Here is a 13415-nt window from a genome sequence, read left to right on the forward strand (position 1 = left end):
CCAGGGCGGGGACCCCGAGTGGATCAAAAAAACCAACGTTCCCGTGACCTTGGCCTGCGTCAACTTTGAGCCCACAACAGACCGTCCCAACGGGGTCATCACCGTCTGCACCGGGCGGTGATCGGCATTCTTAGGGCCACCGGGGCTGCGGGAAAATTCGCAAGTCACGGGCAAATTAGATGCGGAATTACATCTATGCGGTGTTTACTCATATAGAGTTTTGCGTCTAGACTGACCCCTACATCTTGTGGGGGCAAAATGAAACTGACCAGAGTTATCGCGATCTCTGTGATTGCGGCGTCTTTGGGATTGGCGGCCAATGTACGCGCCCAATCCCTGAAAAACGTAGAGACACCGAACGAGTTTCCGCCGGCGTCCTACAAGGGCAAGCAATATGTCGACAGCAAGGGCTGCGTCTATATCCGTGCGGGTGTCGATGGCAACATAACCTGGGTGCCGCGCATGACCCGCGACCGCAAGGTGGTCTGCGGCTACAAGCCAACCAATCCCAACGCCGCGCCGACCACGGCTTCGGCCCAGAAACTCGACAAGAACGTGGTTGTCATTCAACCCGCCGCACCGGAGACCTCCACCGCCGCCGCAGCACCACAACCCAAGCCCAAACCCAAGCCCAAGGCCGCAACGACCTCCACGACAACGACAGCCGCAAAGCCCAAGGCCAAGCCGCAGACCACCACCGCGGCCAAACCCAAGGCCACCACCACGACAACCACGGCCGCTGCTCCGGCCACCACGACGACGACAAAAACCAAGACACCCTGGTGGGCCAAGCCGCCTACGACCAGCACAACCACCACCACTGCGGCACCCGCGCCCAAGCCCACGACCACGACGACGACCAAGGCCCCGACCACCACAACGACCACCACAACGGCACCGACAACCACCACCACCAGCAACACGCGCCGTACGCTGGATGGCACACCACGCCAGTCGGGCTTTGATGCCCCCTGTCGCGGCGGCGTTCAGGGCAGCCGCGCGGTACGCTGCGGCCCGCAAAGCGAGCTGCCGTATACCCCCGGCACCGGCAATCCGACCGCCCCGCCGCCCCGCATCATCTACAACCGTCAGGGCGCCAGCCTGTCCGCGCCCTATGCCCCCGCGCCGGGCACCATTGTGCGCGAAGGCGATGTTGCCTCGACCGTGCGCGTGATCCCGCGCCATCTGTATCAGAATTACCAATACGCTCTGAACGACACCACGGTGCCCGACGGCTATGTCCGGGTCTTTGACGACGGCCGCCTGAACCCCCAGCGTGCCGTCATGACGTTTGAGGGCAAGGCCGCAACTGATGCGATCTGGACGCAGAAAGTGCCGCGCCGTGTGCGCGACGATGCGCCGACCGCCGTCGTGATCTCGACCAAATCATCCCCCGCCGCCGCTCCGGCAGCAGCGGCGCCGGTGATCTCCACCAAAAGCGCAGCACCCGAGAAATCCCTGCGCGTCTCGGGTCAGAACTATGTTCAGGCCGCCACCTACACCGACCGCGCAGCGGCCCAGAGCACCGCCCACAAGCTGCGTGGCCTCGGGATGCCGGTCAAGATCGGCAAGTATGACAAGAATGGCCAAACCTATCGCATGGTGCTCGCCGGGCCGTTTGCCGACACGGCCAGCGCAGATCGCGCCGTGACCAAGGTCCGCCGCGCAGGCTATTCCGACGCATTCGTGCGCTAAGTGCGAAGCGCCTCGTCCAGCCGCTACTAGCCGCCACAAATTCCCTGCAACGCCACCCAGTCACCATCGCTCAGCACAGGGCGGGGCGATGTCACAAAGGGGTCTGCCTCGATCAGCTCCAGCGTGGTCTCGCCCGAGGCATCCAGCGCATAGGCATATGGCGTGGACTTGACGCCTTTCTCGGAAAACGCCGCCAACAACCGGCTCGCCTCCAGGGGGGCATGGGGCACCAACAGCATGTCTTCGGCCCAGGCCCGCAGCATGCTTTCGGGCAGTTCGCCGGTCGTCAACAGCCGGAAACTCGCCACAAGCCCCAACTGCTCCAGCATCATGCGCAAAGGGTCCACCAACTGGGCTTCCACCTGCTGCGCAATCACATATCCCGCGGCAACATCCGGCTCTTCATGATCCTCGATCACCGCGCGATTGAGCAGGATCGTCCCTCCCGGCAACCCCAGCGTATCCCGCACCCCGTCCCGCACGACCACGATCGTGCGCGCCTCCAGCCGCTCGGTCAGCCGTGCCAGGGCAGGGGTCGCCAGAATGTCGGCGCAGGGCTTGCCGGTCAGATGCTCCAGCTGCTGCAATAGCCCAAGACCGATCTCCTGCCGCTTGACCTCGGGCACCACGGCAACCGTGTGGGTCAAAATCGCACCCGGCAGCCAGAACACCGCCAGCGCCGCCACGCTCAGAACGGATGTGACCAGTGTCACAAGGCGCAGCCGCCCAGGTTTTGGGCGACCACGCCGTATGGCCATGCGCAGTTTTTCAATGGCCTCGATCATCTGAGCCTCTTCAGCGGCGATCTCAAGCGTCTCGCCGGGGTCACCGTCGGGGTGATAGATGGCAGGGCGTTCCCCGGGGTTGGCGCGTTCGACCGCGGGCAGGGACCAATGCGCCAGCGGCCTGTCCTGCATATCGGCAATGGTCAGCGAGGCATCGCCAATCGAGATAATCACCTCGCGGCGCTGCGAATCCGCGCGGGCGCGCCACAGCGCGCTGGCTTCGATTCTGTCGTATTTCTCAAGTGCTGTCATGGGTGATGACGGGCTGCTCTGCCTCTGTTTCATCAAAGATAACATGGGCAGGCATTCGGGGGCAATCCGCCAAGGGGGGCCAGCCCCCCACATCGTCTTTTGTCAAAGACGCTGCTCCCCCCGGGATATTTTTGGCCAAAAGAAGCACAGGGGCATTAACCTTAACGTGCCAACACCTCTTCGCGGTGCAGGTGAGGAGGCGAGAAGACGCGCCCCGGCCTTGCGGCTTGGCGGCGCGCCCCGGCTTCTTTTGGCCAAAAATATCCCGGGGGAGTCCTGAGCTTGCTCAGGGCGGGGGCTGGCCCCCAACCCCGCTTACAGTTTTGCGGCCACCTTGCGCAGCTCGAATTTCTGGATTTTGCCGGTCGATGTTTTTGGCAATTCCTGGAACACCACGCGCTTTGGCGCCTTGAACCCGGCCAGTGTTTCTCTGGAAAAGGCGATGATCCCGGCTTCGTCGGCGCTTTGCCCTTCCAGGAGCTCGACAAAGGCACAGGGCACTTCGCCCCATTTCTCATCCGGTTTGGCGACCACGGCGGCCAGTGATACCGCCGGGTGCGCCATCAGCACGCCTTCGACTTCGACGGACGAGATGTTCTCGCCGCCCGAGATGATGATGTCCTTGGCGCGGTCGGCGATCTGCACATAGGTATCGGGGTGTTGAATGGCGATGTCTCCGGAATGGAAATAGCCGCCCTTGAACGCCTCTGCCGTCGCCTCGGGGTTCTTGAGATAGCCCTTCATGACCGAGTTGCCGCGAATGACGATCTCGCCCTGTGTAACCCCGTCCATCGGCACCTGGCGCATGTTCTCATCCATCACCGTGATGTGCTCCATCTGCGGCAGCGCGATCCCCTGGCGCGCCTTGACCGCCGCCACATCTGCCTTGTCCAATGTGCCCCATTCGTCGTCTTTCCACAGGCATTCGGTGACATGCCCATAGGTTTCGGTCAGCCCGTAGACCTGTGTGACGTTGAACCCCAGCTCCTCGATCTTGGCCAATGTGGCCGGGGCAGGGGGGGCGCCCGCAGTAAAGACCTCAACCCGGTGCTCAAAGGTGCGGCGCTCTTCGTCCAGCGCGTTCACGATCATGTTCAAAACAATAGGCGCGCCGCCAAAATGCGTCACACCCTCGTAGTGGATGGCGTTGTAGATGGCCTGAGCCGTGACATCGCGGCAGCACACCAGCGTGCCGCCAATCAGCGGCATCATCCATGTGTGGTTCCAGCCGTTGCAATGAAACAGCGGCACGATCGCCATGAACACCGGATGCAGCACCATGCGCCAGCTGATCACCGTGCCCATGGTCATCATGTAGGCCCCGCGGTGATGACAGACCACCCCCTTGGGCCGCCCCGTGGTGCCCGAGGTATAGTTCAGCGACAGGCTCTCCCATTCATCCTCGGGCATGATCCACTCAAAACCCGGATCGCCGCCGTCCAGCAGCGCCTCGTATTCGGTGTACTTGCCGCTGGCGTGATAGCCTGCGGGATCGTCCGCCACCTCGATGATGACAGGCGCAGGGCCTTGCATGATCCCGAGCGCCGCCTCGACGGTGTCCATGAACTGCGGGTCCGTCAGCACCACCTTGGCCTCGCCGTGGTCAAAGATATAGGCCACCGTGTCGGCATCCAGCCGGGTGTTGATCGTGTTCAGCACCGCGCCACAGGCGGGCACGCCAAAATGCGCTTCGGCCTGTGCGGGCAGGTTCGGGATCAGCGTGGCAACCACGTCCCCGGGGCGCACCCCCAGCCCGATCAGCGCCGAGGCCAACCGGCTACAGCGCGCGTAATACTCGGCATAGGTCTTGCGGTGCCTGCCATAGCTCACCGCCAGGACATCCGGAAACACATCGCGCGCCCGACGCAGGTGCGACAGCGGTGTCAGCGGCACGAAATTTGCGGCACATTTGTCCAGCCCCGTCTCATCAGCCATCCAGCCCATCAGATCCCTCCCTTGATTCTGTGGCATAAGTCGTTTTTACGACAGACTAATCCCTGTGGACACGTCCCAATACGTTCACAAACGACAATTGTCTGACAATTAGAGGCAGAAATGACCGACACCGTCAATAACCGACCGATTGCCGCAGCGCTTTCCATGCTGAGTGCAATGGCGGTGATCGGTTTCATTGACAATTTCGTGGGCCAGATTTCTGCGTCGGTCAGCGTCTGGCAATTCCTCATGATGCGCTCGACGCTGATGTTTCCGCTCTTGCTGCTGATGTCGCTTGTGGGGCTTGGCACCTTGCGCCCGAACCGCTGGCGACCGGTGCTGGCGCGCTCGATTGTCATCACCTGTTCGATGATGCTCTACTTTGGCGCGCTGGGGCTGATGCCTATTGCCCAGGCCATCGCGGGGTTGTTTACCTCTCCGATCTTCGTCTTGCTGATCAACGTTTTTGTCATGCACCGCCGCATCGGACCCTGGCGCATCGCGGCGGTCTTTATCGGCTTTGCGGGTATCCTGATGGTGCTGCAACCGGGCAGCGCGGGCTTTGGCCTCTCTATGCTGTTGCCCATCGCCGCGGGCCTGTTCTACGCGGTCTCATCCATTGCCACCCGCAGCTGGTGCGCTGGCGAAAGCGCGCTGTCGCTTCTGGGGGCCAACATGGCGATGATGTGGCTGGTCGGAGGGGCGGTGACATTGGCCTTTGGTCTGGCCAGCATCGCCGGAGACGACTTTCTGACTTTGGCGCCCACGCTGGACGTGATGCCGATCATGCCCGTGGTGGCGCTACAGGCTTTTGGTTCGCTGGCCGGGGTTTTCCTTATTATCCGGGCCTATCAGATGGACGAGCCCACCAATGTCGCGGTGTTTGAATACTCGGCCCTGCTGTTTGCACCGGTCTTTGCCTTTGTCCTGTTCGGGCAGGGGCTGGGGTGGATGCAGATCCTTGGCATTGCCATGATTGCAGGGTCCGGCGTGATTATCGCGGTGCGGTCTGCCTGACAGCGGGCTGTGCGGCGAATCTCACGGGCTCTCACAACGGAGTTATCGGGCATGCCAGCCGAATGGCGTCGATGTGTGACCAATTCGACCTGGCCTATTCGCATTGTTACGCGCTCGGAAACAGTGCCTTAAAAAGACCCAATTTCAGGCCAAGAGACTCCTTAGAATTTTAGCCAAATTGAGGGGCTGCTAAATCCAACCACCAGACACTTAGAGGATCAACATGTTTGGATGGAACAACCCGGTTGGGATGCGCACCGGCATGGTGCCTCCCACACAGACATTCCAGGACCCGGTGCTGCTGGGCGCTGGCTGCGGCCTGGTCGAAGGCACCCTCGTTGCCACCCAGGACGGCTGGCATCCTGCTGAGACCCTGCGCGCCGGGGATGATGTGCTGACCTTTGACGGCGGCATGCAACGCGTGACCGCGGTAATGCGCGATGAAATCTGGGGCGGCGTTGGCCAATGCCCCGAGGCACTCTGGCCGCTGTTCGTCGAAGCTGAAACCATCGGCAACCGCAATGACCTCCTGGTGATGCCGCATCAGGGCGTGCTGATCGAAAGCGACGAGATCAGCGATCAGTGGGGCGACCCCTTTGCCGTCATTCCCGCCGCCGCACTCGAAGTGCTGGACGGTGTCGAACGCCACGAACCCTATGGCTCTGTCGAAGTGGTGCTGCCCGTGTTCGAACAGGACCAGATGGTCTTTGCCGACCACGGCGCGCTGATGTTCTGCCAGTCCCATTGGGGCGTCAGCGCGGGCATCCTGCCGAAATACGGCGCCGCAACCAATTACAACATGCTGCCCATGGCGGTTGCCGTTCGTCTCCTTGAGATGAGCGAGGAGCCAGACAAAATGAGCCTCGCAATCGCCTGACCCCCCAAGATGCATGTGAGAAGACGCCCGGAAATGCCTTTCCGGGCGTTTCTTTTTGACATGGCACCTATTCGAAAATCGCGAATCAAGCCAAGCACCGCCTTCGCTGATGGACAACATTCCAAAAAATCATTGTGCGATGGCGAACACTTATTGTGCTATTGCTGGAGATGACGTAAGGTAAGCTACTCGGTTAGGTTGTGTAAAGTCCGCAGATTCGGACAAAAAAACAACAAGGGCGAGCAGATGCCACTTCCCAAACATAAACCCAAACGCCGATTACCCAACTGCGACTTTGCCAAGACCGAGGCGGGGTGCGCCACTTGCGGTGTGGATGGGTTTGTTGCTGGCACCACAATTCTGACCAAACACGGATGGCGCGACGTGGCGACCCTGGCCAAGGGGGATCACGTCTGGACCCTCGAACATGACTGGCAGCCGGTCATGTGGATCGAAGGGCGCGACATCTGGCGGCAACCCGGAACCTGCCCGGCATCGGTCAGCCCCATCTGGGTGCCGATGGGGGCGCTTGGAAATCAACAGGATCTCCTGGTGCAGGGGGAAACCTTCGTGGCCATCGCCTCGGCGGACTTTCAGGCCATCACCGGCCATTCCCATGCCTTGGTTTCGGGTTTTGACTGCGAAGGTTTCAACGGCATCGAACTGTACCAGCCCGAAGAACCCCGTCGTCTCTACGAAGTGCACTTTGAAAATGAAGAACTGGTCGCAATTGGCGGCGGCGCCATCGCCTGCTGCCCGTCGTTTCTGGGCGCGCTCAACTTTGACCCTCATGAGGGCGAGGCAAGTGCCTCGGCCAGCGCCTCGGGACTGCCAAAACTATCGCCCGCTGCTGCGGCTGAATTCCTCAATATCGTGACCGAAGAGCTTGCCGACCAAGCGCAGGCGCAGGACCAGCCCAAGGCGGCGTCGTAACCGGCCAACCGGTGACTTGAAGCTTTGCGGGCGGTGCCATCTGACGGACCTGGCGCCGCAGTGTTGCGGCCGCTTGCGCGTGTCCAACCACCGCTGCCCGCGCCATTTGGCCAAATGGCAAAAATCGAAAAGGCGCACCATTACGGCGCGCCTTTCCAAATCTTGAAACCTGCTTCAGATCAGGCGGCAGCAGCCTGCTGACCAAAGCGGCCATAGAAGCTTTGGTTCTTCTCAGCCATCTCACGCAACAGCGGCGGGCAGGTGAACCGCTCGCCATATTTGGCGGTCAGCTCGTCACATTTCTCAGCGGCCCAGGCCGCCCCCACGATGTCCAGCCACGAGAACGGACCACCCGACCACGGCATAAAGCCCCAGCCCAGGATCGCACCCACGTCGCCTTCGCGGATGTCTTCCAGCACATCTGCTTCCAGCGCGCGGACCGCTTCCAGAACCTGGCTAAAGATCAGGCGGTGCTGCACCTCGGTCACGTCGGGCTGCTCTTCCAGACGCGGGAACTTGTCGGCAAAGCCTTTCCAATATCCCAGACGCTTGCCATTTTCGTCATAGTCAAAGAACCCGGCCTTGGCTTTACGGCCAAAGCGGCCCTCATCGACCATCCAGAAGGTCACATCATCGGCAATCGACTTGGGATAGGCATTGCCCATCGCCGCCATCGTCGCCTTGGCGATCTTCGCACCGAGATCAAGCGAGGTTTCATCCACCAGCTGGATCGGCCCCACAGGGAAGCCCAAGAGCTGCGCAGCATGGTCCAGAAGCTGCGGCGCAACCCCTTCACCGGCCATCATCACGCCTTCGTTGATATAGGGGATGATACAACGGTTGGCATAGAAGAAGCGCTCGTCGTTTACGACAATCGGTGTCTTCTTGATCTGACGCACATAGTCCAGCGCCTTAGCAACCGCACGCGGGCCAGTCTCTTTGCCCTTGATGATCTCGACCAGCGCCATCTTCTCAACGGGTGAGAAGAAGTGGATGCCGATGAACTGATCCTTGCGCACAGACGCTTCGGCCAGACCGGTGATCGGCAGGGTCGAGGTGTTCGAGGCAAAGATCGCATCCTCGGGGATGATCGCTTCGACCTTTTTGGTCATCTCGGCCTTTACGGCTGGGTCTTCGAACACGGCCTCAATGATCAGGTCCACGTCCGCCAATGCGTTCAGATCGGTGGTGGCGTTGATTTTCGCCAGCATCGCGGTCTTTTGCTCTTCGGTCGCCTTCTTGCGCTTGATGCCCTTGTCCATGAAGCTTTCCGAATACGCCTTGCCGCGATCCGCTGCCTCCTGATTGGTGTCGATCAGCACAACATCCATGCCCGCCCTGGCCGAAACCAGAGCAATACCGGCGCCCATCATGCCCGCGCCCAACACGCCAACCTTTTTGACACGTTGATCGGGTACGTCAGGACGATTGGCACCTTTTTCCAGCGCTTCCTTGTTGATGAACAAGGATCGGATCATGGCACTCGACGAGGGGTTCATCAGCACATTGGTGAACCAGCGCGCCTCTATCTTGATCGCGGTGTCAAACGGCACCATCGCGCCTTCGTACACTGCGCTCAACAGCGCCTTGGCCGCCGGGTAAACGCCCCATGTGTTGCCGTTGACCATGGCGTTCGCGCCGACAAAGGTCATGAAACCTGCGGGGTGATAGGGTTCACCGCCGGGCATCTTGTAACCCTTTTCGTCCCAGGGTTTGACGATCTTCGGCTCGGACAGAACCCAGGCCTTGGCATCCGCCATTGGGTCTTCGCTGACCTCATCAATGATGCCCGCCATCTTGGCTTTCTTCGGGTCCACCATCTTGCCCTGCAACAGGAAGGGCGAGGCCGCCATGGCGCCCATCTTGCGCACCATGCGAGTTGTGCCACCCCCACCGGGAAAGATGCCGACCATGATCTCGGGCAGACCGATCTTGGCCTTGGGATTGTCAGCGGCAAAGATACGATGCGTCGCCAGCGGCAGCTCCAGACCAATCCCCAGCGCCGTGCCGGGCAGAACGCAGGCAATCGGCTTGCCGCCCTTGTTGGTCTTGGGGTCCATGCCTGCGCGCTCAATCTTGCGCAATACGCCATGCATCGACATCACGCCGTCAAACATGCCCTGTGCGGGAGAGTCACCACCGCGCTTGCCCATCTCGGCCAGCACATTCAGGTCCATGCCACCCGCGAACGAGCCTTCCTTGCCCGAGGTGATGACCGCGCCCTTGATGGCGTCGTCCGACAGCACCGTGTCAATGATGGCGTTCAGGTCGGTAAAGGCCTGTTCCGTCATCACGTTCATCGACTTGCCAGCCGTGTCCCAAGTGATGATCCCGACGCCGTCCGCGTCTACGGAGAGGTTAAAATCGCTCATGTTTCTATCTCCTTACACGCGTTCGATGATGGTGGCTGCACCCATGCCGGATGCAATGCACAAGGTCGCCAGACCCACCTCTTTGTCCGAGCGCTCCAGCTCGTCCAGCAGCGTGCCGATGATGATCGCGCCGGTCGCGCCCAGCGGGTGGCCCATGGCGATCGAGCCACCATTGACGTTCACCAACGCCGGATCGACATCAAACGCCTGCTGGAACCGCAGCACAACCGAGGCAAAGGCTTCGTTCACCTCGAAGAGATCAATGTCACCAATGCTCATGCCACTGTCGGCCAGAATTTTCTGAGTCGCAGGCACAGGACCGGTCAGCATGATCGTCGGATCAGTGCCGATCTTACAGGTCTGACGAATACGCGCGCGCGGTTTAAGCCCGTATTTCTTGCCGAACTCTGCGTTGCCGATCAGCACGCCAGCCGAGCCATCCACGATGCCCGACGAGTTGCCCGCGTGGTGGATGTGGTTGATCTCTTCCAGATGCGGGTACTTCATCAGCGCGATCTTGTCGAAACCGGGCATCACTTTGCCCATCTCCTCAAACGACGCCTTCAGGCTGCCCAGCGACTGCATATCGGTGCCCGGACGCATGTATTCGTCATGGTCCAGAATGTTCAGACCATTGACGTCCTTGACCGAAATGACCGACTTGGCAAAGCGCTTGTCTTCCCACGCCGCCGCCGCCCGGCGCTGCGATTCAACGGCCAATGCGTCCGCGTCATCCCGGCTGAAACCGTATTCGGTGGCAATGATGTCCGCCGAGATACCTTGGGGCACAAAATACTGCTCCATCGCCACGGTCGGATCAACGGCCACCGCCGCCCCGTCCGAGCCCATGGCCACGCGACCCATCATTTCCACGCCGCCAGCGATATAGGCATCACCTGCGCCACCCTTGACCTGGTTGGCGGCCAGGTTCACGGCCTCCATGCCGGATGCACAGAAGCGGTTGATCGCCAGACCCGGGATGCGTTCATCCAGATCGGACGCCAGCACGGCGGTCCGCGCCAGACAACCGCCCTGTTCTTTCACTTGGGTGACATTGCCCCAGACCACATCCTCGACCGCGTGGCCATCCAGACCATTGCGCTCTTTCAGGCTGTTGAGCACGGTCGCCGACAGGCGCACCGAGGTCACTTCGTGCAACGCACCGTCCTTGCGGCCCTTGCCGCGCGGCGTGCGCACCGCGTCATAAATATAGGCTTCGGTCATAGTCTTCTCCTATTCAGGCGCGGTCAGCCGGGCTGCCGGGCATCAGGTCATAAGGGTGTTTCCAGCCGGGGGTGTTCTCAATGTTGGACAGCCACCGGTCGATATTGGTCCATTCGCTGCGGTCAAACCCAAAGGGTTCGGGGTAAAACAGGTATCCACAACACGAGAGGTCGGCATTGGTGATGCCGTCTCCGACAATCCAGTCGCGGCCCTCAAGATGCGCCTCCAGCGTGCCATAGGCGGCCTTCAGGCGACCAAGGTTAAAGCCGATCACATCTTTGGGCCGTTTGTCTTCGGGCAGGAAATTCATCAGGAACCGCGTCAGCCCCGCCATCGAGGACAGCTTGTGGTTGTCCCACAGCACCCAGCGGAAGATGTCGTAGTTCTCGTCCCGGTCCTTGCCGCCAAACTTGCCGGACTTCTCGGTGACATAGGCCTGGATCGCGCCCGACTGGCTGGTGCGGAAATCGCCGTCCACCAGCACCGGTGCTTCGCCCATCTCGTTGACCTCGGCACGGTATTCCGGCGTGCGCGTTTCGCCCGCAAAAAAGTCGACAAAGACCGGCTCCCAGTCCAGCCCGCTCAGCTCTAGCGCCAAGGCGGCCTTGTAGCTGTTTCCGCTTTCTCCAAAGCAATAGAGTTTAATGGTCATGCGCGTCTCCCTGTTGTTGCTGTCGGAGCGGGGGTTTCACACCCCCGCACCCCCGTGGAGTATTTCTGGCGAAATGAAGGGCTGGATTCATCAAGCATTAAGGTTAATGCGCGAGCATCGGCGGTGCGGTACAGGCTGGAGAGCCGATGGCCGCGCGAGGTGAAGCCCTGCTGTCCCGCCGGCAATCGCTGCGCCGGATGGCAGGGTGGACCACCCGCTTCATTTCGCCAAAAATACTCAAAATCCAACATTGCCCCTCCCGATGGCCCCTCGGCTTACAAACTGCGCGAGATCAGCTCTTTCATGATCTCGTTGGTGCCGCCGTAAATCCGTTGCACCCGGGCATCGACCCACATTTCACCAATCGGATATTCCTGCATGTAGCCATAGCCGCCAAAGAGTTGCAGGCATTCGTCCAACACTTCTCCTTGAGTGTCCGTGATCCAGTATTTCGCCATTGCCGCCTTTTCGACGGTCAGCTCGCCCGCGATCAGTTCCGAGATGCACTCATCCAGAAACGCGCGCGCGACCTTGGTCTTGGTCAGGCATTCCGCCAGCTTGAAGCGGGTGTTCTGGAACTGCAGGATCGGGCCGCCAAAGGCCTCGCGTTCCTTGCAATATTCAATCGTGCGCTCGACTGCGCCTTCCATCGAGCCCTGGGCAATGCAGGCGATGACCAGACGTTCCTGGCCCAGTTGCTTCATCATCTGATAAAAGCCCTGACCCTCTTCGCCGCCGAGGATATTCTCGGGCGGGATCTCGACATTGTCGAAGAACAATTCCGAGGTATCCGCCGCGTGGCAACCGATTTTCTCAAGGTTGCGCCCGCGTGAAAAGCCTTCGGCGTTGGCGGTTTCCACAACCACCAGCGAGGTGCCCCTGGCGCCTGCCGAGGGATCGGTTTTGGCGGCGACAATCACCAGATCGGCGTGCTGGCCGTTGGTGATGAAGGTCTTGGACCCCGAAAGCCGATAGGCATTGCCGTCCTTGATGGCGCGGGTCTTGATGGCCTGCACGTCCGAGCCGCCCGAAGGTTCGGTCATCGCCAGCGCGCCGACCATCTCGCCTGTGGCCATCTTGGGCAGCCAGCGTTGTTTTTGCTCTTCCGAGCCATATTCCAGGATGTAATGCGCGACGATGCCGGAGTGGATACCGTGCCCCCAGCTGGCCAGGTTGGCACGATTGCTTTCCATCAGGATCACGGCTTCGTGGCCAAAATCGCCGCCAACCCCGCCGTATTCCTCGGGGATCGAGGGACAGAGCAGGCCCAACTCGCCAGCCTCGTTCCAGGTCTCGCGATCCATCTCGCCCTGTTTGCGCCATTTGTCGAACTTGGGCGCCCATTCGTCATTGATGAACTTGGCCGTCATTTCGGCCAGCATCTGGTGTTCATCGCTCATCCAAGAAGATGTCATCATGTCTCTCCTGTTCCGGTCTTCAACGCTTGCGCGCTTCCAGCTCGGAATTGAATTGTCTCAACTTCAGGGCCAGCATTTCGTCATCGGTGACGGCATCGAAATTCTCGAACAGAAAGGACAGCGCCTCGCCTTCGTCCAAACCCGCCTCTGCCGCAAAGCTCCGCAGGCGGCGATAGCCGTCCTCGGTCATTGCGATGGATGTGCGGCGGGTCAGCCGAAATCGTTTAGGCATCTGTCCTCTCTTTTGTTTTCAAT

11 protein-coding genes are annotated in these 13415 nt (G+C 60.6%); 4 read left to right on the forward strand and 7 right to left on the reverse strand.

The features are described from left to right. Positions 1 to 258 precede the first annotated feature (258 nt). Positions 259 to 1695 carry an SPOR domain-containing protein gene (locus EK369_RS22000; protein ID WP_206198098.1) on the forward strand — a complete coding sequence of 479 codons (1437 nt, stop codon included), beginning with the start codon at positions 259 to 261 and terminating at the stop codon, positions 1693 to 1695. Positions 1696 to 1721: 26 nt separating this feature from the next. Here the strand turns inward: EK369_RS22000 and EK369_RS14655 are convergent, their stop codons facing one another. Both EK369_RS14655 and EK369_RS14660 read right to left on the reverse strand, forming a co-directional pair. After that, positions 1722 to 2732 carry a hypothetical protein gene (locus EK369_RS14655; RefSeq protein WP_127115022.1) on the reverse strand — a complete coding sequence of 337 codons (1011 nt, stop codon included), beginning with the start codon at positions 2730 to 2732 and terminating at the stop codon, positions 1722 to 1724. Positions 2733 to 3047: 315 nt separating this feature from the next. Then, positions 3048 to 4676 (reverse strand): AMP-binding protein, encoded by a 1629-nt coding sequence (locus tag EK369_RS14660; protein WP_127115023.1) that lies wholly within the window; start codon positions 4674 to 4676, stop codon positions 3048 to 3050. Positions 4677 to 4787: 111 nt separating this feature from the next. Between EK369_RS14660 and EK369_RS14665 the strand changes: the two genes are divergently transcribed. The 3 genes from EK369_RS14665 (at position 4788) to EK369_RS14675 (ending at position 7494) form a co-directional block, all read left to right on the forward strand. Continuing rightward, positions 4788 to 5684, forward strand: coding sequence for a DMT family transporter (locus EK369_RS14665; protein ID WP_127115024.1), 897 nt, complete (start codon positions 4788 to 4790; stop codon positions 5682 to 5684). A gap of 223 nt (positions 5685 to 5907) precedes the next feature. Then, complete coding sequence (locus EK369_RS14670; protein ID WP_127115025.1) at positions 5908 to 6561, forward strand: Hint domain-containing protein; 654 nt, start codon at positions 5908 to 5910, stop codon at positions 6559 to 6561. 246 nt (positions 6562 to 6807) lie between these two features. Continuing rightward, positions 6808 to 7494 (forward strand): Hint domain-containing protein, encoded by a 687-nt coding sequence (locus EK369_RS14675; protein ID WP_127115026.1) that lies wholly within the window; start codon positions 6808 to 6810, stop codon positions 7492 to 7494. 179 nt (positions 7495 to 7673) lie between these two features. Here EK369_RS14675 and EK369_RS14680 read toward each other — a convergent pair whose 3' ends face one another. The 5 genes from EK369_RS14680 to EK369_RS14700 all read right to left on the reverse strand — a co-directional run bounded on the left by EK369_RS14680 (position 7674) and on the right by EK369_RS14700 (position 13392). Then, entirely contained in the window at positions 7674 to 9866 is a 2193-nt protein-coding gene (locus tag EK369_RS14680; RefSeq protein ID WP_127115027.1) for a 3-hydroxyacyl-CoA dehydrogenase NAD-binding domain-containing protein, read from the reverse strand. 12 nt (positions 9867 to 9878) lie between these two features. After that, the gene (locus EK369_RS14685; protein WP_127115028.1) at positions 9879 to 11090 is read right to left on the reverse strand and encodes an acetyl-CoA C-acetyltransferase; all 1212 of its coding nucleotides are present in this window, start codon (positions 11088 to 11090) and stop codon (positions 9879 to 9881) included. Between the two features lie 13 nt (positions 11091 to 11103). Beyond that, positions 11104 to 11742, reverse strand: a complete 639-nt coding sequence (locus EK369_RS14690; RefSeq protein WP_127115029.1) for a glutathione S-transferase family protein — start codon at positions 11740 to 11742, stop codon at positions 11104 to 11106. 275 nt (positions 11743 to 12017) lie between these two features. Then, positions 12018 to 13157 (reverse strand): acyl-CoA dehydrogenase family protein, encoded by a 1140-nt coding sequence (locus EK369_RS14695; protein WP_127115030.1) that lies wholly within the window; start codon positions 13155 to 13157, stop codon positions 12018 to 12020. A 22-nt stretch (positions 13158 to 13179) separates the two neighbouring features. Next, entirely contained in the window at positions 13180 to 13392 is a 213-nt protein-coding gene (locus tag EK369_RS14700) for a hypothetical protein (RefSeq protein WP_127115031.1), read from the reverse strand. Positions 13393 to 13415 lie beyond the last annotated feature (23 nt).

The sequence above is a fragment of the Shimia sediminis genome, from assembly GCF_003990645.1.
Lineage (GTDB): Bacteria > Pseudomonadota > Alphaproteobacteria > Rhodobacterales > Rhodobacteraceae > Shimia > Shimia sediminis.

Excerpts from the sequence above, each read along its gene's own strand:
- EK369_RS22000 (WP_206198098.1), top strand. The coding sequence starts at position 259 with ATGAAACTGACCAGAGTTATCGCGATCTCTGTGATTGCGGCGTCTTTG.
- EK369_RS14655 (WP_127115022.1), bottom strand. The coding sequence starts at position 2,732 with ATGACAGCACTTGAGAAATACGACAGAATCGAAGCCAGCGCGCTGTGG.
- EK369_RS14660 (WP_127115023.1), bottom strand. The coding sequence starts at position 4,676 with ATGGGCTGGATGGCTGATGAGACGGGGCTGGACAAATGTGCCGCAAAT.
- EK369_RS14665 (WP_127115024.1), top strand. The coding sequence starts at position 4,788 with ATGACCGACACCGTCAATAACCGACCGATTGCCGCAGCGCTTTCCATG.
- EK369_RS14670 (WP_127115025.1), top strand. The coding sequence starts at position 5,908 with ATGTTTGGATGGAACAACCCGGTTGGGATGCGCACCGGCATGGTGCCT.
- EK369_RS14675 (WP_127115026.1), top strand. The coding sequence starts at position 6,808 with ATGCCACTTCCCAAACATAAACCCAAACGCCGATTACCCAACTGCGAC.
- EK369_RS14680 (WP_127115027.1), bottom strand. The coding sequence starts at position 9,866 with ATGAGCGATTTTAACCTCTCCGTAGACGCGGACGGCGTCGGGATCATC.
- EK369_RS14685 (WP_127115028.1), bottom strand. The coding sequence starts at position 11,090 with ATGACCGAAGCCTATATTTATGACGCGGTGCGCACGCCGCGCGGCAAG.
- EK369_RS14690 (WP_127115029.1), bottom strand. The coding sequence starts at position 11,742 with ATGACCATTAAACTCTATTGCTTTGGAGAAAGCGGAAACAGCTACAAG.
- EK369_RS14695 (WP_127115030.1), bottom strand. The coding sequence starts at position 13,157 with ATGACATCTTCTTGGATGAGCGATGAACACCAGATGCTGGCCGAAATG.
- EK369_RS14700 (WP_127115031.1), bottom strand. The coding sequence starts at position 13,392 with ATGCCTAAACGATTTCGGCTGACCCGCCGCACATCCATCGCAATGACC.